The 23,003-nt window shown below is 55.7% G+C and carries 26 protein-coding genes; 25 read left to right on the top strand and 1 reads right to left on the bottom strand.

Annotation, left to right across the window (positions count from 1 at the left end; translation table 11 throughout):
• Positions 1-3: 3 nt before the first annotated feature.
• The 23 genes from flhF to ACB035_RS00590 all read left to right on the top strand — a co-directional run bounded on the left by flhF (position 4) and on the right by ACB035_RS00590 (position 20,300).
• Positions 4-1,428 carry a flagellar biosynthesis protein FlhF gene (gene flhF, locus ACB035_RS00480; RefSeq protein WP_069529541.1) on the top strand — a complete coding sequence of 475 codons (1,425 nt, stop codon included), beginning with the start codon at positions 4-6 and terminating at the stop codon, positions 1,426-1,428.
• Between the two features lie 34 nt (positions 1,429-1,462).
• A complete protein-coding gene (locus ACB035_RS00485; protein WP_370510289.1) occupies positions 1,463-2,305 on the top strand; it encodes a MinD/ParA family protein in 843 nt (280 codons plus the stop codon).
• Positions 2,298-3,017, top strand: a complete 720-nt coding sequence (locus ACB035_RS00490; RefSeq protein ID WP_019444723.1) for an RNA polymerase sigma factor FliA — start codon at positions 2,298-2,300, stop codon at positions 3,015-3,017. The genes ACB035_RS00485 and ACB035_RS00490 overlap by 8 nt, the downstream gene beginning before the upstream one ends.
• Positions 3,018-3,128: 111 nt before the next feature.
• Positions 3,129-3,512, top strand: a complete 384-nt coding sequence (cheY, locus tag ACB035_RS00495; protein ID WP_013723552.1) for a chemotaxis response regulator CheY — start codon at positions 3,129-3,131, stop codon at positions 3,510-3,512.
• A gap of 12 nt (positions 3,513-3,524) precedes the next feature.
• A complete protein-coding gene (locus ACB035_RS00500) occupies positions 3,525-4,265 on the top strand; it encodes a protein phosphatase CheZ (protein WP_005353668.1) in 741 nt (246 codons plus the stop codon).
• 11 nt (positions 4,266-4,276) lie between these two features.
• On the top strand, positions 4,277-6,514 hold the full coding sequence (locus ACB035_RS00505; protein WP_371166417.1) for a chemotaxis protein CheA: 2,238 nt from the start codon (positions 4,277-4,279) through the stop codon (positions 6,512-6,514).
• 32 nt (positions 6,515-6,546) lie between these two features.
• On the top strand, positions 6,547-7,662 hold the full coding sequence (locus ACB035_RS00510) for a chemotaxis response regulator protein-glutamate methylesterase (RefSeq protein WP_100645386.1): 1,116 nt from the start codon (positions 6,547-6,549) through the stop codon (positions 7,660-7,662).
• A 2-nt stretch (positions 7,663-7,664) separates the two neighbouring features.
• Positions 7,665-8,402, top strand: coding sequence for a flagellar motor protein (locus tag ACB035_RS00515; protein ID WP_043820924.1), 738 nt, complete (start codon positions 7,665-7,667; stop codon positions 8,400-8,402).
• A gap of 2 nt (positions 8,403-8,404) precedes the next feature.
• Positions 8,405-9,325, top strand: coding sequence for a flagellar motor protein MotB (locus ACB035_RS00520; RefSeq protein WP_021229886.1), 921 nt, complete (start codon positions 8,405-8,407; stop codon positions 9,323-9,325).
• A gap of 4 nt (positions 9,326-9,329) precedes the next feature.
• Complete coding sequence (locus tag ACB035_RS00525; protein ID WP_005334696.1) at positions 9,330-10,124, top strand: ParA family protein; 795 nt, start codon at positions 9,330-9,332, stop codon at positions 10,122-10,124.
• Positions 10,121-10,993 carry a chemotaxis protein CheW gene (locus ACB035_RS00530; protein WP_042054452.1) on the top strand — a complete coding sequence of 291 codons (873 nt, stop codon included), beginning with the start codon at positions 10,121-10,123 and terminating at the stop codon, positions 10,991-10,993. The genes ACB035_RS00525 and ACB035_RS00530 overlap by 4 nt, the downstream gene beginning before the upstream one ends.
• A gap of 69 nt (positions 10,994-11,062) precedes the next feature.
• Positions 11,063-11,551, top strand: a complete 489-nt coding sequence (locus ACB035_RS00535) for a chemotaxis protein CheW (protein ID WP_005298836.1) — start codon at positions 11,063-11,065, stop codon at positions 11,549-11,551.
• 28 nt (positions 11,552-11,579) lie between these two features.
• Positions 11,580-11,957 carry a DUF2802 domain-containing protein gene (locus ACB035_RS00540; protein WP_371166544.1) on the top strand — a complete coding sequence of 126 codons (378 nt, stop codon included), beginning with the start codon at positions 11,580-11,582 and terminating at the stop codon, positions 11,955-11,957.
• A 198-nt stretch (positions 11,958-12,155) separates the two neighbouring features.
• Complete coding sequence (ccmA, locus tag ACB035_RS00545; RefSeq protein WP_005353659.1) at positions 12,156-12,800, top strand: cytochrome c biogenesis heme-transporting ATPase CcmA; 645 nt, start codon at positions 12,156-12,158, stop codon at positions 12,798-12,800.
• 4 nt (positions 12,801-12,804) lie between these two features.
• Complete coding sequence (gene ccmB, locus ACB035_RS00550) at positions 12,805-13,473, top strand: heme exporter protein CcmB (protein ID WP_005353658.1); 669 nt, start codon at positions 12,805-12,807, stop codon at positions 13,471-13,473.
• 170 nt (positions 13,474-13,643) lie between these two features.
• A complete protein-coding gene (locus tag ACB035_RS00555) occupies positions 13,644-14,384 on the top strand; it encodes a heme ABC transporter permease (RefSeq protein ID WP_005334687.1) in 741 nt (246 codons plus the stop codon).
• Positions 14,385-14,386: 2 nt separating this feature from the next.
• A complete protein-coding gene (gene ccmD, locus ACB035_RS00560) occupies positions 14,387-14,593 on the top strand; it encodes a heme exporter protein CcmD (protein WP_005353657.1) in 207 nt (68 codons plus the stop codon).
• The gene (ccmE, locus tag ACB035_RS00565; protein WP_005334685.1) at positions 14,590-15,081 is read left to right on the top strand and encodes a cytochrome c maturation protein CcmE; all 492 of its coding nucleotides are present in this window, start codon (positions 14,590-14,592) and stop codon (positions 15,079-15,081) included. Before ccmD ends, ccmE begins: the two co-directional genes overlap by 4 nt.
• 82 nt (positions 15,082-15,163) lie before the next feature.
• Entirely contained in the window at positions 15,164-17,119 is a 1,956-nt protein-coding gene (locus ACB035_RS00570) for a heme lyase CcmF/NrfE family subunit (protein ID WP_021229892.1), read from the top strand.
• On the top strand, positions 17,116-17,646 hold the full coding sequence (locus ACB035_RS00575) for a DsbE family thiol:disulfide interchange protein (RefSeq protein ID WP_005353655.1): 531 nt from the start codon (positions 17,116-17,118) through the stop codon (positions 17,644-17,646). The genes ACB035_RS00570 and ACB035_RS00575 overlap by 4 nt, the downstream gene beginning before the upstream one ends.
• A gap of 11 nt (positions 17,647-17,657) precedes the next feature.
• Complete coding sequence (locus tag ACB035_RS00580; RefSeq protein WP_017788562.1) at positions 17,658-18,137, top strand: cytochrome c-type biogenesis protein; 480 nt, start codon at positions 17,658-17,660, stop codon at positions 18,135-18,137.
• A complete protein-coding gene (ccmI, locus tag ACB035_RS00585) occupies positions 18,134-19,402 on the top strand; it encodes a c-type cytochrome biogenesis protein CcmI (RefSeq protein ID WP_371166418.1) in 1,269 nt (422 codons plus the stop codon). The genes ACB035_RS00580 and ccmI overlap by 4 nt, the downstream gene beginning before the upstream one ends.
• Positions 19,403-19,487: 85 nt before the next feature.
• Positions 19,488-20,300 (top strand): VacJ family lipoprotein, encoded by an 813-nt coding sequence (locus tag ACB035_RS00590; protein WP_005334673.1) that lies wholly within the window; start codon positions 19,488-19,490, stop codon positions 20,298-20,300.
• 112 nt (positions 20,301-20,412) lie between these two features.
• Here the strand turns inward: ACB035_RS00590 and sodB are convergent, their stop codons facing one another.
• Complete coding sequence (gene sodB / locus ACB035_RS00595) at positions 20,413-20,997, bottom strand: superoxide dismutase [Fe] (protein WP_019444736.1); 585 nt, start codon at positions 20,995-20,997, stop codon at positions 20,413-20,415.
• 288 nt (positions 20,998-21,285) lie between these two features.
• Between sodB and ACB035_RS00600 the strand changes: the two genes are divergently transcribed.
• Together ACB035_RS00600 and tdcB are read left to right on the top strand one after the other, a co-directional pair.
• The gene (locus ACB035_RS00600; RefSeq protein WP_005334662.1) at positions 21,286-21,630 is read left to right on the top strand and encodes a Grx4 family monothiol glutaredoxin; all 345 of its coding nucleotides are present in this window, start codon (positions 21,286-21,288) and stop codon (positions 21,628-21,630) included.
• A gap of 359 nt (positions 21,631-21,989) precedes the next feature.
• Positions 21,990-22,994, top strand: a complete 1,005-nt coding sequence (gene tdcB / locus ACB035_RS00605) for a bifunctional threonine ammonia-lyase/L-serine ammonia-lyase TdcB (RefSeq protein ID WP_005334660.1) — start codon at positions 21,990-21,992, stop codon at positions 22,992-22,994.
• The last annotated feature ends 9 nt before the right edge of the window (positions 22,995-23,003 follow it).

Genomic DNA, 23,003 nt, shown 5'->3' on the forward strand with positions numbered 1-23,003 from the left:
CGGGTGAAGATTAAGCGGTTTTTTGCCAAGGATATGCGAACGGCTCTGGCCGAGGTCAAGGAGACTCTCGGGCCTGACGCCGTCATCATGTCCAACAAGAAGGTCACCGGAGGGGTAGAGATAGTCGCCGCAGTCGATTATCAATCCCAGGTTCCGGGGCCCAAAGATGCGCCGGTTCGCCGTCAGCTGAACGATGAGAGCGTCAATATTTCGTCTGCTGCACGGCAGATGATCCGCCCCGAGCCGACGCCGGCGAAGGAGCAAAACGAACATTATGCCGATACCCTGGCCGCCTTGCTGGCGCGCCAGCAGAAGCTCAAGCCGGGCAATGGGGCGCCAATGGGCAATACCCAATCGGCCGGTTTGGCTGCTGCCAATGCAGCGCCCAGAACATTGGCCGAGCAGGGGCAGTGGGGCGCCGCTCCGGAACCTGCCAAGCCCAAGGCCCGGGTTGCCTCAGGCCAGCGCGCCCCTCAACCTGCCCAGCGGGATCAGGAGATGGAGGGGATGCGCAAGGAGATGGCCAGCATCCGCAAATTGCTGGAGCACCAGATCTCCGGGCTGATGTGGCAAGAGGTGGAGCGCCGCGAACCGATGCGGGCCCTGTTGATCAAGGAGCTCAAGAAGCTCGGCTTTGATGATGCCTTTGCCGATCAACTGGCGGGACTGATCCCCGAAGATATGTCCATCCATCAGGCGATGGCCCAGTTGGCCGAGGTGCTGACTGCCCAGCTCAAGATCAGTGAGGACGAGATCATGCGTCAGGGCGGCGCGGTTGCGCTGCTTGGTCCGACCGGGGTGGGCAAAACCACTACCATCGCCAAGCTGGCTGCCCGTTTCGCCATGAAGTATGGCGCCGAACAGGTGGCGCTGATCACCACCGACAACTACCGGATTGGTGCCCATGAACAGCTGCAGACCTATGGCCGCATCATGGGTTGCCCGGTACGGCAGGTGCGTGATGCCGAAGAGCTGGCCAATGCCCTTTATCAGTTCCGCCACCGTCGGCTGGTACTTATCGATACGGCCGGGGTGGGCCAACGGGATATCCGGTTGACCGAGCAGCTCGATACCCTGGTCAAGAATGCCAAGGTACGGATCCGCAGTTATCTGGTGATGTCGGCAACTTCCCAGCGTCGGGTGATGCAGGAAGCGGTTGACCATTTCCGGCGTATTCCATTAAGCGGCTGCATACTTACCAAATTGGATGAAAGTCTGAATCTTGGCGAAGTGATTAACGTGTGTATCCAGAATTCATTGCCCATCAGCTATATCACTGACGGACAAAGGGTTCCGGAAGATATTCAGGTTGCCAATGCGGCGCAGCTCGTCGGGGCTGCCATGGGCTCGCTGGAGCGAGAAACAGAGGAGCCCTATTTCTGGGGCGCAGGCTTTGGCGAGGCCGAAGATTCGGAGTTTTATGAGTAACATGTATATGGATCAGGCGAGTGGTCTGCGCAAAATGCGTCAAAACAATCGAGTAAAAGTAATCGCCGTTTCCGGTGGTAAAGGTGGCGTGGGCAAGACCAACGTGACCCTGAACGTGGCCGGAGCCATGGCCGCCCAAGGCAAGCGGGTGATGGTGCTGGATGCCGACCTGGGTCTGGCCAACGTCGACGTCATGCTGGGGCTGCGGGTTCATCGCAATCTCTCTCATGTCCTGGCGGGTGAATGCACCATCGACGATATCATCGTTGAAGGCCCTTACGGCATGATGATCGTGCCTGCGACCTCGGGCACCCAGTCCATGGTCGAGCTTTCTCCGGTGCAGCATGCCGAGCTTATCCGTGCCTTTAGCGAGATGAAAACCCAGGTCGACATCCTGCTGGTGGATACGGCTGCGGGGATCTCCGACATGGTGCTGAGCTTCACCCGAGCAGCTCAAGACATCATGGTGGTGGTCTGTGATGAGCCGACCTCCATCACCGATGCCTACGCCCTCATCAAGATCCTCTCCAAGGATCACGGCGTGTTTCGTTTCAAGGTGGTGGCCAATATGGTGCGCAGTCTGCGTGAAGGGCAGGAGCTCTTTGCCAAACTGACCCGGGTCACGGATCGTTTCCTCGATACCTCCCTGGAGCTGGTCGCCTGTGTACCTTATGACACCAATCTGCGTGCCGCCGTGCGCAAGCAGAAGCTGATTGTCGAGGCGTTTCCCAAGTCGCCGGCCGCACTGGCGTTTCGGGCCCTTGCCAACAAGGCGGCGAGCTGGCCGGTTCCCAACCAGCCGGGCGGCCATCTGGAGTTTTTCCTGGAAAATTTGTTGCAGAAACCGGCCACAACACAGGAAGGTTCCCGTGAATAAAGCCCAAGCGTACTTGCGTCATCAGGATTCCTATGTGCTGGTGGAGCGTCATGCTCCCCTGGTCAAGCGAATTGCCCAGCATTTGTTGGCTCGCCTGCCCAGCAGTGTCTTGCTGGATGACCTGATCCAGGCAGGTATGATTGGGCTGCTTGAAGCTTCCCGCAATTTTGACGGTAGCAAGGGGGCCAGCTTCGAGACGTATGCCGGGATCCGCATCCGTGGCGCCATGCTGGATGAGATCCGGCGTGGTGACTGGGTGCCCCGTTCAGTGCATCGCAATAGTCGCGCTATTGCAGAAGCGATCGAGAATGTCGAGCAGACTCACGGGCGTGACGCGCGAGATACCGAGGTTGCTGCCGAGATGGGGGTCTCCATCGCTGATTACCATGCGATGCTGCAAGACGTCTCTTGCGGCAAAATTATCGGTATCGAGGATCTGGGGGTCAGCGAGGATGTGATCGGCAACCCCGATGATGCTCCTTCAGGCTCGGGATTCGATGAATTGGCTGCCGAGCGATTTCAGATTCAATTATCCGAGCAAATTGGTCGTCTACCAGAGAGAGAAGCTTTGGTTCTCTCTCTTTACTACGATGAAGAGCTGAATTTGCGTGAAATTGGCGAGGTTTTGAATGTCAGCGAGTCGCGTGTGAGCCAGATCCACAGTCAGGCAATGCACAGATTGCGTGCTCGTTTGAGAGATTGGCATCTATAAGTGTTTGTACTGGCTACACTGAGATGAAACTCTAAGGCATAATCCGCACGACACAACCCGTTTTTAGCATCATGTAAGTGAGCCACTCTGGTGGCTATTTAGGAGGGAATTTTGGACAAGAACATGAAAATCCTCATTGTTGACGATTTTTCAACGATGCGCCGGATTATCAAGAACTTGCTGCGCGACTTGGGATTCAACAATACCCATGAGGCGGATGACGGCAATACAGCGCTGCCGATGCTGAAAAATGGTGATTTTCAGTTTGTAGTTACCGACTGGAACATGCCTGGCATGCAAGGTATTGACCTGCTTAAAGCCATCCGTGTCGATGAGAAGCTCAAGCATCTGCCGGTACTGATGGTAACCGCTGAAGCCAAACGTGAGCAGATCATTGAAGCCGCCCAAGCTGGCGTCAATGGTTACATCGTCAAGCCCTTCACCGCAGCAACGCTCAAAGAAAAACTCGACAAAATTTTCGAACGAATTGGCTAAGGAGCTGCAGGGATGATGGCCAAAACGAGAGCAATGATTTCGCTCGACCAGGCAAGGATGCTTGTTGCTCATCTGGAGCAAGGCGAATTTGAGCTGGCCGATGAACTGCTTGCCGAAGTATGTGCCCCCAACGCAGCCGATCTGTTTGAAAAAGTAGGTCAGCTGACCCGACAACTGCATGATTCACTTCAAGAATTTCGCCTTGATCCCCGTATTCCCGATTTGGCTACTCATGATATTCCCGATGCTCGGGAGCGCTTGAGCTACGTTATCGATATGACCGACAAAGCGGCCAATCGCACAATGGATGCGGTGGAAGCCAGTTTGCCGATAGCGGATCGCCTGAATGACAATATCCAGCTGGTGATGCCGAACTGGAATGCCCTGATGTCTCGTGACATGAGCGTGGGGCAGTTCAAATCCTTATGTCACCAACTTGATGATTTTATTAAGGCTTCAGAGTCTGATGCCGATAAATTACGGCAACTGCTGACAGAAATCCTGATGGCACAAGATTTTCAGGATTTGACAGGTCAGATGATCCGCAAGGTCATCAAGCTTGTTCAGGAAGTTGAAACAAAATTAATAGAAATGCTGACCATGTTTGGTGAGGCTTCTGCTGAGCATTCAACTCGTAGTATTCCTGTCAACGGGATTGAAGCAGAGGGCCCTATCATGAACCCCGAGGCTCGTGCCGATGTGGTCAATGGTCAGGATGATGTGGACGATCTGCTGTCTAGCTTGGGATTCTAATGGAGTGACGCATGGCCTTCGAAGTTGATGAAGACATACTGCAAGACTTTCTGGTCGAAGCATCCGAAATATTGGAACAGTTGTCTGAACAACTGGTCGACTTGGAAAAGCGGCCCGATGACAAGAACCTGTTGAATGCTATCTTTCGCGGTTTCCATACCGTGAAAGGGGGGGCAGGTTTTCTGTCGCTCGGTGAACTGGTTGATGTATGCCACGGTGCGGAAAACGTGTTCGATATCTTGCGTAATGGCAAGCGAACCGTTACTGCGGAGCTGATGGATGTGATCCTGCAAGCGCTGGACGCCATCAATGTCATGTTCGCCCAGGTTCAAAATCGCGAAGCCCCCAGCCCTGCGTCAGATGATTTGCTTCATGACCTCCATGAGTTGTGCAAGCCAGAAGGGGAAGAGCAACTGCGCACTGCTACCAGTGCGGCTGCGGCTGTAGAATCTGAACCTGCAGCACCGGTAGTTGTTGAAGAAGTTGCTCCAGAAGTTGTTGAACCCGCAGCCACCAGCAGCGAGCCTGCTCCTGTCAATGGCGGCGGCTCGATAGATGAAATTTCTGCAGACGAATTTGAACGCCTGCTGGACGAGCTCCACGGCGTGGGTGGGGCACCGACCAAGACGGTTGCAGCAGCGCCTATCGCTGGTGGCTCTGGCGATATCACCGATGATGAGTTTGAGGCCTTGCTGGATCAACTCCATGGTCAGGGACAGCACATGGGGGCGCCAGAGGTGAATCCTCTGAAATCGGTGCAAAAAGAGGTGGACGAGCTTATCGATGATGATGAGTTTGAACGCCTGCTTGATGAATTGCATGGTCGTGGTCAAGGGCCTCAGAGTACTATGGCACCTGCCGCACCTGCCGCACCTGCCGCACCTGCCGCACCTGCCGCACCTGCCGCACCTGCCGCACCTGCCGCACCTGCCGCACCTGCTGCGGTGACTCCGCCCAAACCGGCCACTCCTGTTGCCAAACCAGCACCGGCAGCCCCCGCAAAACCCGCTGAAGCAGCCAAGGCACCAGCGCCTGCCGCCAAGGCTGCGCCTGCGCCAGCAGAAAACAGTGCCGTGCAAAGCGATACGACGGTGCGGGTGGATACCAAGACCCTCGATGTCATCATGAACATGGTAGGTGAGTTGGTACTGGTTCGTAACCGGCTGGTGAGCCTGGGTATTGCCAGCAATGATGAAGAGATGTCAAAGGCTGTTGCCAATCTGGATGTGGTAACGGCTGACCTGCAAGGTGCGGTGATGAAAACCCGCATGCAGCCAATCAAGAAGGTATTTGGTCGTTTCCCGCGCGTGGTGCGTGACCTGGCCAGAACCCTCAAGAAAGAGATTGAGCTGGTGATGGTGGGGGAAGAGACCGATCTTGATAAAAACCTGGTAGAGGCGCTCGCCGATCCTCTGGTTCACCTTGTTCGCAACTCATGCGATCACGGGGTCGAAATGCCGGATGTGCGAGAGAAAGCGGGCAAGCCGCGGCAAGGGACAATCACCCTTAGCGCCTCCCAGCAAGGTGATCATATTCTGCTTTGCATCGAGGATGATGGGGCAGGGATGGATCCTGAGAAACTCAAGTCTATTGCCATCAGTCGCGGTGTTCTGGATGCAGATACTGCCGCTCGCATGAGCGACAACGATGCCTATAACCTGATCTTTGCCCCGGGCTTTTCAACCAAGGCCGAGATCTCTGATATCTCTGGCCGTGGTGTCGGAATGGATGTGGTTAAAACCAGCATTGTCAGCCTCAATGGGTCGGTGCATATAGATTCCACTTGGGGGAAAGGTACCCGTCTTGAAATCAAGGTTCCGTTGACGCTAGCCATTCTGCCGACTCTGATGGTGGAAGTGGGTGAGCAGACCTTCGCACTTCCCCTTGGTTGTGTGAACGAGATTTTCCATCTGGATCTGAAAAAGGCCAACATGGTTGATGGCCAGCTCACCATCATTGTGCGCGAGAAGGCGATACCGCTCTTCTATCTGCATAAATGGTTGATTCGTGGCGCCAACAAGCGTTCACGTCAGGATACCGGACATGTGGTGATCGTGCAGATTGGCACTCAGCAAATCGGGTTTGTGGTAGATAGCCTGATTGGTCAGGAAGAGGTAGTGATCAAGCCACTTGATAACCTGCTGCAAGGTACCCCTGGCATGGCTGGGGCGACCATTACCAGTGATGGCGGAATTGCTCTTATTTTGGATGTGCCGAGTCTGCTCAAAGCATATGCGCGTAGACATTAATAGCTCAGGCCCAAGGAGTTAGAAAAACAACAATGGCAGTCAAGGTATTAGTTGTCGACGATTCGAGCTTCTTTCGCCGTCGGGTGAGCGAGATCATCAATCAGGATCCCATGCTGACGGTGATTGATACGGCCCAGAATGGACGTGAGGCGGTGGACAAGGCGATGTCGCTGCGCCCTGATGTGATCACCATGGACATAGAGATGCCCGTGATGGATGGCATCAGTGCGGTGCGGGAGATCATGGCCAAGTGCCCAACCCCCATTCTGATGTTCTCCTCCCTGACCCATGAAGGGGCCAAGGCTACGCTGGATGCGCTGGACGCCGGAGCCCTCGACTTCTTGCCCAAGAAGTTTGAGGACATTGCCAGAGACAAAGATGAAGCGGTCAGACTGTTGCAACAGCGGGTAAAGGAGATCTCCCGCAAGCGCTTCCTGATGACATCCGCTGCTCGCCCCAAAGCACCTGAACCGGTTGCTCGTGCTCCGCTAGGTAGCACTGCGCTCAGAACTTCAGATCGTCAGCCTGACCTGCAACGCACTGTGCCAAGTGCCTCATTCAAGCGCAGTGGCAAGAGTTATCAGTTGGTGGCGATCGGGACTTCTACCGGCGGACCTGTTGCTTTGCAAAATGTGCTGACCAAGTTGCCTGGGGATTTTCCCCATCCCATCCTGCTTATCCAGCATATGCCAGCCACTTTTACTGCCGCGTTTGCTGCCCGTCTCAACGGGTTATGCCAGATTGGCGTCAAGGAAGCGGAAGATGGCGATGTGCTTAAACCAGGGCATGCCTACCTTGCTCCCGGTGGCAAACAGATGCTGCTGGAAGGTCGTGGTGCAGGAGCCCGCATTCGCATCGTGGATGGCAACGACAAGGTAAATTACAAGCCTTGTGTGGACATCACCTTTGCCTCTGCGGCAAAAACCTATGCCGACAAGGTATTGGCGATTGTGCTGACCGGTATGGGGGCTGATGGCCGTGATGGCGCCAGACTGCTGAAAGAGCAGGGATCAACCATCTGGGCTCAGGATGAGGCTTCCTGCGTGGTATATGGTATGCCCCAAGCAGTAGCCAAAGCGGGGATTGCCAGCGAATCACTCCCTCTGGACAAGGTGGCCCAGCGTATTCTGGTTGAGTTGGGGCGCTAATCATGGGCTTGCTCGGTCTGCTCCTGGCATTGGGGGCTATTGCCATTGCCCAACTGTGGCATGGCGGCTCCCTGTTGACGCTGGTGGACGGCCCTGCTTTTTTGATCGTGCTGGGCGGTACCGTCGGTGCCGTCACGTTGCAGACTCCAGCCAAGTACATATTGCTGGCGTTGCGCCAGCTGTTATGGATTTTTACCCCTCCCCGCCAGGATCTCGCGACGCAGGCCGAACGGTTGCAGTCATGGGCCGTCTTTGCGCGCCAGCAAGGGCTGCTGGCCCTTGAAAATCAGGCCGAGCAGGAGGAAGACAACTTTACCCGCCAAGGGCTTGGTATGATTGTCGATGGGGTCTCCACGGAGGATATTCGCATGTTGCTCGAAGCCGATATCGATATCGAGCAGGAGCGCAATGAGCATGCCGCCAGGGTATTTGAAGCCATGGGGGGGTACAGTCCGACCATCGGGATCATCGGTGCCGTGCTGGGCCTGATCCAGGCCATGTTTCATCTCGAAGACCCGTCAGCACTTGGGGCGGGGATCGCAGTGGCATTTGTGGCAACCATCTATGGAGTGGGGTTTGCCAACCTCATCTACCTGCCTATCGCCAACCGGCTACGCGCATTTCACTATCACTATGCACTCTTTCAGGAGATGACCCTGGAAGGGCTGCTGGCTATAGCCCATGGTGAAAACGGCTTGCAGGTTGAACGCCGGCTCAGGTCCTATTTGAAAGGAGAGTAGCCATGCGCAAGCGCTATCGGTTGCACTTGCAGGGTCGCGAGCATCTTGACCGCTGGCTGGTCTCCTATGCCGATTATATGACGCTGATCTTTGCCTTGTTCGTGGTGCTCTACTCTGTTGCGCTGGTGAACAAGGACAAGTATCGCGCGGTGATTGATGGCATGAGCCAGGCGTTCAGTGTCATGCAGTCTGGCGGCAATGGCTTGCTTGAAGGGCAGGGTAATTCCCTGCTGGATAATGCGGTATCTGCCTCTCCATCGTTGCTGGAAAGCCCAGCATCCCCCTCTCCTTCACTTGCTCCCATTTCTGGTGTGCCAGTGCTGCAAGATGGCGCGACACTTGCAAAACTCGATATGCAGTTGCAACAGAGCATGGGCTCGCTGGTGGATGCCGGTATCGTCAAACTGACGCAAGATGAGAACTGGCTGACGGTTGAACTCAGTTCCGGCTTGTTGTTTGGCAGCGGCAGTGCCTTTTTGGGACCAAACGCTGCACCGGTCATTAATACTCTTTCAAGTATTCTCAAACCGGTCGATAACTATGTAAGGGTTCGGGGTTATACCGATAACCAACAGATAAATAATGAAATTTATCGTTCTAACTGGGCGCTTTCTGCTGCTCGGGCCGAAGCGGTACTCAATGGTTTGATTGCAGATGGGATCGCCCCCCAGCGTCTGGCGTTTGAGGCATATGGCGAGTTTTCCCCCTTTGCTGACAACGGCAGCGAGCAGGGCAGACTGCAGAATCGCAAGGTTGTGGTCGCTATCTCCAAGTTTGCCTGGGTGCCGCCAGCACCTGTGGTTGCAACGCCTACGGTAGTTGCCGAACCGGTTCCTGCTGTACAACAGGCGGTGGATGCAGGAGAGATAAAGGTGATCACCTTGCCCGGTGGTGGCATACGCATAACAACAAGGCAGGATTGATACAGTGATTGTTTGGACGGTTGCCAACCAGAAAGGTGGAGTGGGTAAAACCACCACAGTGGTCTCGCTTGCGGGGATCCTGGCCCAGCGTGGCCAGCGGGTGCTGTTGATTGATACCGACCCCCATGCTTCGCTGACTGCATATCTTGATTTTGATTCAGATCGCCTGGATGGAACCCTCTATGAGTTGTTTCAAGCTGTCAAACCGACAGCCGAGCTTGTCAATAAACTGACGCTCAAGACCAAGTTCGAAAATATCAACTTACTGCCAGCATCTATTACCTTGGCGACCCTTGATCGGGTGATGGGCAATCGTGAGGGGATGGGACTGGTACTGAAGCGGGCACTGCTGCGCATTCAGGATCAATATGATTACGTGCTGATCGATTGCCCGCCAGTACTGGGGGTGATGATGGTCAACGCGCTGGCTGCCTGCGATCGCATTCTGGTGCCTGTCCAGACAGAATTTCTGGCCCTCAAGGGGTTGGAGCGGATGATGAAAACATTCGAGATCATGCAGCGTTCCAAGCGTGACAAGTTCCGTTATACCGTGATCCCGACCATGTTCGACAAGCGCACCCGTGCCTCTCTGATGACCTTGAAGTCGATCAAGGATCAATATGGAGATTCAGTGTGGAATGCGGTGATCCCTATTGATACCAAGTTTCGGGATGCCAGCTTGCTGCATATCCCCCCGTCTATCTATTCTCCCGGGAGTCGTGGAACCTATGCATATGAAACGCTGCTCAACCATCTTGATGCCCTTGAGCGGCAACGGGTTCATGAGGTGACGGCATGAGAGATACCATTCAAGTTCGGGCGATGGATGACTATTTCCACTCCCTGCTGCTCGATGAGCCACTGGTGCTGGATGAGGTGGAAGAGGTTCAATCTGCCCCTGTTTTACAGTTGCAACGTCAACCCCAAAGCGTCCCCGAGGTAGTCGCCGCACCTTACCTCGAAAGCGATCCACGGCTTGCCCAGCTCGGTGAGCTGTTGGCTCAGGTAGGACAAGTCCAGTTTGAGAATGACGCCTTCACCCAGGAGATAACACTCACCGCACCGCTGGAGATTGTGGCGGAGGAGTCACTGTTGCCGGTGGAGCCTGAGTGGCCTGCGGAGGTGCTGCTCCCCGAGGTTGCGGAGCCCCATACTACTATCCTGACCGAGACAGCGCTGGAGGTTGCTCCGGTAGAGGCCAGTGAACCGGTTGCCTGGGAAAATATCGATACCGGTAAAGAGTTTCAGGCCCTTTTCTTTGAAGTCGCGGGCGTGACGTTTGCGGTGCCGTTGACCGAGCTGGGTGGTATTCATCAGCTGGGCGAGATCACCTCCCTGTTTGGCCAGCCTGGCTGGTACAAGGGGATCATGACCTCTCGCGAGCAGAAGATGAATGTGGTCGATACTGCCCAGTGGGTCATGCCGGGTCAGCATCTCGAGATGGATGATTACAAGTATCTGATTATGCTTGGTGAATCGCCGTGGGGATTAGCCTGTCACCATCTCAAAGGGACTGAATTGTTACACCGTGACCAGGTGAAATGGCGCCATCAGGAGGGCAAGCGCCCTTGGTTGGCGGGCATGGTTAAAGAAAAAATGTGTGCCCTGTTACACGTCCGCGAACTGCTCCTGTTGCTGGAGCGTGGGGTTAACATAGAAGGTCGCTGATAACTTCTGCAATCGAGCTGTTTTATTGCTAGTTTTAGCAGTAGACGTTTTCATAAAAGGAATAAAAACATGACAGAAAAGCGCAATATTGCACAGAATCTGGCCGAAGATGAAGTGCTGCAATGGGTGACCTTCCAACTGGAAAACGAAACCTACGGCATCAATGTGATGCAGGTTCAGGAGGTGTTGCGCTACACCGAAATTGCACCGGTGCCGGGTGCGCCTGAGTACGTGCTGGGGATCATCAACCTGCGTGGCAATGTGGTGACTGTTATCGATACCCGTTCCCGTTTCGGTCTGCCTTCCGGTGATGTGAGTGAAAACTCCAGGATCGTGATCATCGAGGCCGAGAAGCAGGTGATTGGCATCATGGTCGACAGCGTGGCAGAAGTGGTTTATCTGCGCTCTTCCGAAATCGATGCGGCACCTGCGGTCGGTACTGAAGAGAGCGCCAAGTTTATTCAGGGGGTGAGCAACCGTGATGGGCAACTGCTGATCCTGGTTGACTTGAACAAGCTGCTCTCCGATGAAGAGTGGGAAGATATCGGTTCCCTCTGATAAGTAAGGTGATGTTTTGATAATCGAGATGGTTGCCTTGGGGATGTCCCTGATTGCCTTGGCGTTTGCCTCTTATATTTGGTTCAAGAGCAAGCGCAGCAAGCAGGAGTCCGAGGCCAGTGTGGCAACCCTGCAAGGTCAGTTGGAAAGCTTGCGCAAGCAGATGATGGAACTCCATATCGGCGCTATTGGCATGGGGCAGCGTCTGCAGTCGGTGGAAGGGACGATGCAGCAGGTCAATGAGCGCCAGCAAGAGCTGACCATGCAGGATCCCGAACGCAGGCTCTACAGCCGAGCGGCAAAGATGGTCGAACTGGGCGCCGATCTTGATGAAGTCATGAGTGAGTGCGAGTTGCCAAAGGCAGAGGCAGAGCTCTTGATATCGTTGCGAAAAGGTCGCTCTTGATGATTCAGGAAGGCAATTGCCTTCCTGAATTTTATGGCGTGCAGCCGCTTGCCCCCCGGCTGCGTTGAGCGGATGGTTTCTACCGCATTTTCTTTGTGATCCCGGTCCCCAGTCAGTTCAATTGTTGCATCTTTGAAAAGACGTATTCCAATACTGTGTTAAGATGCAGACCGCTTCATTTTCTCTGAAAAAATCCCCATGCTGCTTCAAGTTAACAATCTGAGCTGCGTGCGCGAAGATCGCACTCTGTTTGAACACCTCTCTTTCTCTGTTGCGCCCGGCGATCTGGTGCAAATTGAAGGGCCCAACGGTGTTGGCAAGACCAGCCTATTGCGGTTGTTGACCGGGCTGTCGCAGCCGTTTGCCGGTGAGGTGTGCTGGAATGGGGAGAATATTCGTCACTGTCGCGATGAGTATCATGCCAATCTGCTCTATCTCGGTCACCAGCCAGGTGTCAAAGCGGCGCTGACCCCTTTTGAAAACCTGAAGTTCTACCAGCAGTTACATCACCCGCAGCAAACAGAGACTGACTTGTGGCAGATATTGGCCCGGGTAGGGCTGGCCGGATTTGAAGAGAACCCGACCGGGCAACTCTCTGCCGGCCAGCAACGCCGGGTGGCTCTGGCCAGACTCTGGCTGTCACAGAAACCGGCACTCTGGATCCTCGATGAGCCCTTTACCGCCATCGACAAGCAGGGGGTCAAGGTGCTCGAACAGCTCTTTCTGGCCCACGCCGAGCGGGGCGGCATGGTGATCCTCACCACCCATCAGGATCTGACCCTGATGCAGGGACGGCTGAAGACTATCTCGTTGACCCCCTTCGCCTCGACATTGCAGGAGTAACGCCATGTTGCGCGCTGTTATGCACCTTATTCACCGTGAACTGCTGATGGCTCTGCGCCAGCGTTCCGATATTCTCAACCCGCTCTGGTTTTTCCTCATCGTCATCACCCTGTTTCCGTTAGGGATTGGCCCGGAGCCCAAACTGCTGGCCCGTATTGCCCCGGGGATAATCTGGGTGGCGGCGCTATTGGCGGCCATGTTGTCGCTGGAGCGACTGTTTCGCGACGACTTTGCCGATGGTGCGCTGGAGCAGATGATGCTGATGCCGCACCCGCTGGGCTTGCTGGCGCTGGCGAAAGTGGTCGCTCACTGGCTGCTGACCGGCTTGCCGCTGCTGCTGATCTCTCCCTTGCTGGCGATTTTGCTGTCGCTGGATATGAACACCTATCTGGCTGTCGTCGCGACGCTGGCACTGGGCACTCCGGTATTGAGTCTGCTCGGCGCGGTCGGGGTTGCGTTGACGGTGGGATTGCGCAAAGGCGGGGTGCTGCTCAGTCTGCTGATCCTGCCGCTCTATATTCCGGTACTGATTTTTGCCACCTCAGCCATCGATGCCGCGGGGATGAGCTTGCCCTATGGTGGGCAGCTTGCCATTCTGGCCGCCATGCTGGTGGGGGCTTTGACACTGACACCGCTGGCTGTGTCGGCGGCGTTGCGGGTCAGCCTCAACTGATGGCCGTGAGCTGAGCCGGATTTGGCTCCGAACGGAGTCTTTTTGCAAAAAATAATGTTGCGATGGATCAAGGAGAGTGCCGCTTATTGCTTTCGGGGTATTTGATGCTGCCCTGCGGTCGGTATGGTAGGCCTCGCCAAACGATTAATAACAAAAAGGTTTTGTGAGCTATGTGGAAATGGTTGCACCCTTATGCCAAACCGGAGCGTGCCTATCAGCTGGCAGGCACGCTGTTGCCCTGGTTTGCGGTGATTAGTCTGCTCTCGTTTGTGATCGGTACTGTCTGGGGCCTCGCGTTTGCGCCAGCGGATTACCAGCAGGGAGATTCGTTCCGGATCATCTATATCCACGTGCCTTCCGCCATTCTCTCCATGGGGGCCTACTCCACCATGGCGGTGGCTGCCTTTATCGGCCTGGTGTGGCAATTGCGGATGGCGGACATGACGGTTGCAGCCATTGCACCGGTCGGCGCTGTATTTACCTTTATTGCCCTCTTTACCGGTGCCGCCTGGGGCAAACCGATGTGGGGTACCTGGTGGGTGTGGGATGCACGGCTCACCTCTGAGCTGATCCTGCTGTTTCTCTACCTCGGCGTGATTGCTCTCTACAACGCCTTCAGCGACAAGGTGGTCGCTGGCCGTGCGGCCGGCATTCTGGCGCTGGTTGGGGTGATCAACCTGCCGATCATTCACTACTCGGTGGAGTGGTGGAATACCCTGCATCAGGGGGCCACCATCACCAAATTTGACAAACCCTCCATTTCACCCGAGATGCTCTGGCCGCTGCTGATCATGATCCTGGCGTTTGCCGCGTTTCTCGGGGCCCTGACCCTGATGCGTTTTCGTAATGAACTCCTGATGCGGGAGTGGCATCGCCCCTGGGTCAAAGAGATTGCAGAGCAGGAGAAGTAAGCATGCACTTTGCCTCTTTCAGTGATTTTATGGCGATGGGCGGTTACGCCTTCTATGTCTGGCTCTCTTTTGGCCTGACGCTGGTGTGTCTGGTCGGCATCATTATTTCTACCCGCATGAAAACCCGCAGCCTGCTCGCCGAGTTGCGCAGCAAACAGGCGCGTGAGGCCCGTCGCAAGGCGGCCCAGCAGATGGAGAACACCCTATGAATCCGAGACGCAAAAAACGCCTCACCATCATTCTCGCCATCACCCTGGGTCTGGCGACCGTCAGCGGGCTGGTGCTCTACGCCCTCAGTCAGAATATAGACCTCTTCTACACCCCGAGCGAGCTGGTGGAGGGGAAAGGACCGGACAAGATCAAGCCGGAAGAGGGGCAGCGCCTGCGCATCGGTGGGTTGGTCGTGCCGGGGTCGGTACAGCGGGATCCCCAGAGCCTCAAGGTTGCCTTCAAGCTGGTGGATAACGGCGGTCATCTGGTGAAGGTCGAGTTTGACGGCATCTTGCCGGATCTGTTCCGTGAAGGGCAGGGGATTGTTGCCCAGGGCACCCTCAAAGATGCCACGACCGTAGAGGCGTTCGAGGTGCTGGCCAAGCACGATGAGAACTACATGCCGCCGGAAGTGGCCGATGCCACCAACGGCATGCACTTCAAGCCGGAGTATACCGAGGCGCAGTTGAAGGGAGCCAAGCAGTGATCCCTGTGGTGTTTGCCTTTTCCGCTTTGCCTGCCGTGCGTGGTGCGGCTGTTGTCACCGTTCAATTGAAAGGAATGCCTTCATGATCCCGGAATTAGGTCAGTTTGCGCTGATCCTGGCCTTTGCCACCGCCCTGCTGCTGGGCAGCTATCCGCTGCTTGGCGCTAGTTGGGGGCGTCTTGGTATGATGTCGGCGGCCCGTCCGCTCGCCTATGCCCAGTTCTTGCTGCTGCTGCTGTCGTTTCTCTGCCTGACCTGGGCTTTTATCGATAACGACTTCACCGTGCAGTATGTGGCCACTAACTCCAACAGCCTGCTGCCGCTCGCCTATCGCATTTCCGCCGTATGGGGTGCCCACGAAGGCTCCCTGCTGCTGTGGGTACTGACCCTGGGTGGCTGGACCGCGGCGGTAGCCATGTTCAGCCGCCGTCTGCCGCTCGATGCGGTGGCCCGGGTGCTCGGCGTGTTGGGGCTGATCTCGGTCGGTTTCACCGCGTTCGTGCTGTTCACCTCTGATCCCTTCACCCGTACGTTGCCCTATTTCCCGGTAGATGGCCGTGACCTCAATCCGCTGCTGCAGGATCCGGGTCTCATCTTCCATCCGCCTATGCTCTACATGGGTTATGTGGGCTTCTCGGTGGCGTTTGCCTTTGCCATAGCTTCGCTGATGACCGGCCGTCTCGATGCGACCTGGGCCCGCTGGTCGCGCCCCTGGACCATGGCGGCCTGGGTATTCCTGACCCTCGGCATCGTGCTCGGCTCCTGGTGGGCTTACTACGAGCTCGGTTGGGGCGGCTGGTGGTTCTGGGATCCGGTAGAAAACGCCTCCTTCATGCCCTGGCTCGCGGGTACCGCTCTGCTGCACTCGCTGGCGGTGAGCGAGAAGCGCGCCACCTTCAAAGCGTGGACCGTGCTGCTGGCCCTCTCAGCCTTCTCGTTGAGCCTGCTGGGTACCTTCCTGGTGCGCTCCGGCGTGCTGGTGTCGGTCCATGCGTTTGCCTCCGACCCGACCCGCGGTCTGTTTATTCTCGGCTTCCTGCTGGCGGTGATCGGTTCATCCTTGCTGCTGTTTGCCTTTAAAGGCTCGCAGGTGAAGAGCCACGGCAAACACGAGCTGTGGAGCCGCGAGACCCTGCTGCTTTGCAACAACATCATGCTGGTTGCAGGTCTGCTGACCGTGCTGCTCGGTACCTTGCTGCCGCTGGTGCACAAGGAGCTGGGGCTGGGGAGCATCTCTATCGGTACCCCCTTCTTCAACCACATCTACAGCTGGCTGATCATCCCGTTTGCCCTGCTGCTGGGGGTTGGCCCGCTGTTTCGCTGGCGTCGTCAGGAGCTGGGGGAACTCAAAAGCAAGGTGGTTGTGGCACTGGTGCTGAGTCTGGCCGCAGCCTTGCTGTTGCCGCTGCTCTTTGCCGAAACCTTCAAGCCGTGGGCGGCGGTAGGGATTGGTCTGGGCGCCTGGATCATCGTCACCAGCGTGCAGGAGACCTGGGCGCGAGCGACCCACAAGCACAGCTTTGCGGTCGGTGTGCGCAAGCTTGGCAACAGCCACTGGGCCATGATCCTTGGCCATGTGGGGCTGGCAGTCAGCATCATAGGTATCGCCTGCACCCAGAACTACAGCATCGAGAAGGATCTGCGGATGCAGGCGGGTGATCGGGTGCACTTTGCCGATTACGAGTTCGTCTTTGCCGGGATCAAGGAGAAGAACGGCCCCAACTACGATGGCTTCAAGGGCGTGCTGGAAGTGCACCGCAATGGCAAGCAGGTCGCCCTGCTCAAGCCCGAGAAGCGGATGTACAAGGTGACCCGGATGCCGATGACCGAAGCGGCCATCGATGCCGGTATCACCCGCGATCTCTATGCGGCGCTGGGGGAACAGCTCGACAACGGTGCCTGGGCGGTGCGGATCTACTACAAGCCGTTCGTGCGCTGGATCTGGTTCGGCGGCGTTTTTATGGCCATTGGTGGCGTGCTGGCGATGCTGGACAAGCGTTACCGTTTCGGCCGTCGTGAGGAGGAGGCCAAGGCATGAACAAAAAGACCTGGTTGTTTTTAATCCCCTTTATCGTCTTTTTGCTGGGGGCAGTGTTCCTGTTCAAGGGGCTCTACTCCGATCCCACCAAGCTTGAGTCCGTGATGGTGGGCAAAGAGGTGCCAGTGTTCACCCTGCAGGACATTTACGATCTGAACAAGCAGCACGATCGCAGTATCCTGACCGGTCGCCCCATGCTGCTCAACGTCTGGGCTACCTGGTGCCCGACCTGCTACGGCGAGCACACCTACCTCAAACAGCTGGCGGGGCAGGGCATTCCCATCATCGGCATGAACTACAAGGATGAGCGCGACAAGGCGATCAAGTGGCTGGCGGAGCTGGGTAACCCCTATCAGGTCAACCTCTATGATCCGGACGGCATGCTGGGGCTGGATCTCGGGGTATACGGCGCGCCGGAGACCTTCTTTATCGACAGCAAGGGGATCATCCGGTATCGCCACGTGGGGGATATCAACCCCGAAAACTGGGCGTCGACCCTCAAACCCATCTTTGATGCCATGAAGTGAGGGGAGTCCTGATGAGAGTATTTATTGCTTCCCTGCTGCTGTTGCTGGGATGGGTAGTGCAAGCACCCGCCATGGCCGCTATCGATGTCTACACCTTCGACAACGACAATCAGGAGCAGGTCTTTCGCGAACTGACCAAGGAGCTGCGTTGCCCCAAGTGCCAGAACCAGGATATCGCCGACTCCAATGCGGGGCTGGCCAAGGACTTGCGCGACAAGACCTACCAGATGGTGCGCGAGGGTAAGGATAAAGAGGAGATCGTGGACTATATGGTTGCCCGCTATGGCAACTTTATCCTCTATAACCCGCCCCTGATGGCCTCCACCCTGATCCTCTGGCTCGGCCCGCTGCTGGTGATCCTGATCGGTGGCGCCGTGGTCGTGATGCGCAGCCGCCGGCCCCCTGCGGTGAAAAAACAACTGGATAACGCCTTGAGCGAGGAGGAGCAGCGCCGACTGGCCGAGCTGCTCAAAGAGGAAGAGAAACAATGACCGCTTTTTGGATAGTGATTGCGGGCTTGCTGGTGCTGGTGAGTCTGGCGCTCGTCGTGCCGCTGTGGCGTGGTGAAGGCAAACAGAGCATCAGTCGCTCGGCGCTCAACAAACAACTCTATCGCCAGCGGCTGCTGGAGATTGGCGAAGAGCGCGAGCAGGGTGTCCTGGCTGAGGAGTCCGACTCGCTGGTCGAGCTGCAACGAAGCCTCTTGGATGATATCCCCGATGTGGAGCAGACTGCCCGCAGTGGCAAGAGTCTGATCTGGATCCCGGGTGTGCTGGTGCTGTTGGTGGTGAGTCTGGGGCTCTACTACAAGTTGGGCTCCTGGCAAGAGGTGAGTCGCTGGCAAGATGCCAGCAGCCGTCTTGGCGAGCTGAGCAACCGCATTCTGGTGGAACGCGATGCCCAGGTGACCGAGCAGGATCTGCTGGATTTCACGCTGGCACTGCGTACCCGTCTCAAGGATGAACCGAACGACTACCGTGGCTGGCTGCTGCTGGGACGTTTGGCGCTGGATGGCAATGATCCTGAAATGGCCAGCGAGGCGCTGGAGCGGGCCTACACGCTGGCTCCCCAGAAATCGCTGGTGGCGGTGCCCTACGCGCAGGCGCTGATGATGACGGGGGATGAGGCGCAAGCGGATGCCCTGTTGCAAGCGGCTATCGCGCAGGATCCGGACAATATCGAGGCGCGCTCTGTCTATGCCTTTATGGCGCTGCAAAAAGAGGACTTCCAGACCGCGCTGGCTCGCTGGCAGGCGATGTTGCCACTGATGGAGAAAGGTACCCCCCGTTACGTGATGGTCGAGCGCTCCATGGAGTACGCCCGCGCGCAGCTCAAGCAGCGCGGCATCGAGGTGACGAATTCAGGCGTAGCCAAAGCGGGCGCAGTTGAGGGACAACCGCTGGCGGTGAAGGAGGGGGAATTCCCCATCCACGTCACGTTGGCGGCGGGCATTCAGATGCCGGAAGATGCCCATCTCTTTGTCTTTGCCGTGGTGCCCAACGGGCCGCCCATGCCCATCGCCGTGAAGCGTATCGCAGGGCCAACCTTGCCTGTTACCCTGTCGCTCGGGGATGGCGATGCCATGATGGAAGGTAGCAAACTGGCGGCCTATCCGGAGCTGCAGTTCAAGGCACGTCTCTCGCGCGGTGGCAATGTGATGAACAAGGAAGGAGCCTTCGAAGGGGTATCCTTACCGGTCAAGACGGCCGAGATCCCTGCTGCTCCGATTGACATCCGCATCGATCACGCCCTCTAATATGCCTTTGGATAACCCGGCTCCTGGATAGGTGCCGGGTTATCTATACTTCTGATAAATCAAAATAAAACGTCAGGACAATCATATGTATCTTCGTTCAGGGGCCATACTGGCAGCCCTCTTGCTGGCTGGTTGTGCCGGTGGCCCACCCAAGCCTGGCCCAGAGAGTCTGGATCTCAATCCCGGCATGAATAATCCGGGAGCCACCAGTACGGCGGCCGATCCGCGCGATCCCTTCCAGGGGGCCAACCGGGCCATGTGGGCGGTCAACTATGATGTGCTGGAGCCCTATGTGGCACGTCCTGTGGTACATGCCTATGCCCGCTACATTCCGGTAGGGGTGAAGGATGGCATTGCCAACTTTGTTGCCAACTTTGATGAGCCAAGCAGCATGGTGAACCATCTGATCACCGGTGATTTGAAAGGGGCAGGCACCAACCTGGGGCGCTTTACCCTCAACACCACGGTCGGTCTGCTGGGTATCTTCGATGTGGCCAAACATGCCGGCCTCGAGCGCAACAAGCTGGAGATGGACACAGTGCTGGGCAGGGCCGATATCGGTAATGGTGCCTACATCATGGTGCCTGTCTACGGTCCGACTACCACCCGGGAGCTGGTTGGTGATGCGATTGACAGCTTCTACTTCCCCTATGCCCTGTTAACCTTCCCGATGAAGGTTGCACACTGGGCACTGGATGGCTTGGGCACACGTGCCAAGCTGATCGATCAGGAGCGGATCATCGACAACTCCCTCGATCCTTATGCGCTGACCAAGGACTTCTACCTGCAATATAACCAGGGCAAGGTGACGGGCAAGCAGACCGAGCTGAAAGCGTCTCAGCAAGAGCAGGCTGACGACGCAAATCTGGATGAATACATGGACGAGCTGGACCAGTAAGCGGGTCATCTCGATATGTAAAAGGCGCCTGCGGGCGCCTTATTCATTTTTGCAGCCATCTCGAGATAAAAAAACGCCCCGCAGTGCGGGGCGTTTTGGCAAGTGAAGCTGATTAGGCAGCCAGATTCTTGGCCACGAATTCCCAGTTAACCAGAGCCCAGAAGGTTTCCATGTACTTCGGACGCAGGTTGCGGAAGTCGATGTAGTAGGCGTGCTCCCACAGGTCAACGGTCAGCAGCGGGGTGGTACCGGCTTCAGTCAGCGGGCAGCCAGCGTTGGAGGTGTTGACGATAGCCAGAGAGCCGTCAGCTTTCTTCACCAGCCAAGTCCAGCTGGAACCGAAGTTGCCGATGGCAGATTTGGTGAAGGCATCTTTGAACTCGGCGAAGGAGCCGAATGCCTTGTTGATGGCCTCAGCCAGGGCGCCAGTCGGCTCGCCACCGCCATTCGGGGAGAGGCAGTGCCAGTAGAAGGTGTGGTTCCAGATCTGGGCGGCGTTGTTGAAGATGCCGCCGTTGGAGGTCTTGATGATCTCTTCCAGAGACTTGCCTTCAAACTCGGTACCCGGCACCAGATTGTTCAGGTTGACCACGTAGGTGTTGTGGTGCTTGCCGTGGTGATATTCCAGAGTTTCCTGGGAGATGTGCGGTTCCAGAGCGTTGATTGCATAGGGCAGAGCGGGAAGTTCGAATGCCATTTTCTACTCTCCATTGGCTGGACCGTGCGAAGGCGACGGTTGCAAGACATTGCGTACTCTTTTCTATATGTGAAAAGAGTTGTTTTTAAAATGATGGGGCTGGGTAGCCCAAAGCCAAGGGATTGTAGCAGTATCAAAGATGGCCTAACAACTCTTGATTGGCGCCATGATCGCGATCAATCCAGTGTGGGTTCTTTGCACAATTCGAGCCGGGTCACCCCTTTGTCAGTTTGTGCTCGGGCAAGATTGCAGTAGAATGGCCGCCGAAATCGCTCTAGTGAGGCACCTATGGAAACTATTGAAAAGATTAAGCAGCAGCTGGCTGACAACCCCATCATCATCTACATGAAGGGCTCCCCCAAGCTACCCAGCTGTGGCTTCTCTGCCCAGGCCTCCCAGGCTCTGATGTCCTGCGGCGAGCCGTTTGCCTACGTTGATATCCTGCAGAATCCGGATATCCGCGCCGAATTGCCAAAATTCGCCAACTGGCCGACCTTCCCCCAACTGTGGGTTGAAGGTGAGCTGATCGGTGGCTGTGACATCATGATCGAGATGTTCCAGGTTGGCGAGTTGCAGGCTCTGATCAAAGAGACTGCTGCCAAGTACAAGAAAGATGATGCTGCAGCCGAGTAATCGGTTCTGTGTTGTCGAGAGGGAGCCTTATAGGCTCCCTTTTTTATTGTCCCGGTTCTGGCAGGCAAGCAACTGATTGCCGGTTGCAAAAAGCAACGTAATTGCCCTGAAAAATCTAATCTTTACGGCTTTGTTTTTGAGTTGTTAATTATATTATTTGCCAATATCTGATTACTTTTTTTAATCCATTTGGATTCAAGTGTTGCTGCCATCACATTTTTTGATAATTTCACCGTAACGCAGTCTCTTTGTAGATTTTTTTGTGTTTATACTCACATTAATTGCGAGTGATAGAACCTAGTATCGCTTCGCCCTGTGAAATAAAACCCTACAAATTAATAAATAAAAAGAGATTTGCGATGAAGATGTATAGCAATCTGCCCATTGGTCTTCATGATATTACTGAAGCCAAAAAAAGACTGACCAATCATATATACAAGACCGCGCAACTACCCTCTAACTACATCAGCGAACGTTGCCATGGCGAGGTTTACCTCAAGCTTGAAAACATGCAACGTACAGGCTCTTTTAAAATTCGTGGTGCCTTCAACAAACTCAGTTCATTAAGTCTGGAAGACCGACAAAAAGGTGTTGTCGCCTGCTCGGCGGGCAATCATGCCCAAGGTGTATCACTCTCCAGTGCCATGCTGGGAATTGATGCCAAGGTGGTCATGCCTTGCTGTGCCCCCAAATCCAAAATTGCTGCAACCAGTGACTATTCAGCCAAAGTGATCCTCCATGGAAATAGCTTCAATGACACCATTGCCAAAGTCAGCGAAATCGTGGAGATGGAAGGCCGCGTATTTATCCCTCCTTTCGACGATGCAAAAGTGATTGCCGGCCAGGGCACCATTGGCCTGGAAATTATCGAAGATTTGTATGATGTCGATAACATCATAGTGCCGATCGGTGGCGGTGGTTTGATTGCCGGTGTTGCCATGGCTATCAAATCTATTAATCCGACCATCAAGGTGATTGGTGTGCAATCCGAGAATGTGCACGGTATGGCGGCCTCTTTCTATGCCGGTACCATGACCAATCACAGAACCAGCAGCACGCTGGCCGATGGCTGTGATGTGGCAAGACCCGGTTCACTGACCTTCGAAATCGTCAAACAATTGGTGGATGATATTGTACTGGTCACCGAGGATGATATTCGTCATAGCATGGTTGACCTTATTCAGCGCAACAAGGTGATTACCGAGGGAGCGGGAGCTCTGGCCTCGGCAGCGCTGCTCAGTGGCAAGCTGAAACATTATGTCGAAGGTAAAAAGACCGTCAGCATTATTTCGGGTGGCAATATTGATCTGACCCGGATCGCCGAAATTATCGAACAGAACAATATTCGTCAATTTAGTCTGTAAGGAATGCAG

It is taken from the genome of Aeromonas sp. S12(2024) (assembly GCF_041402305.1).
Lineage (GTDB): Bacteria > Pseudomonadota > Gammaproteobacteria > Enterobacterales > Aeromonadaceae > Aeromonas > Aeromonas veronii.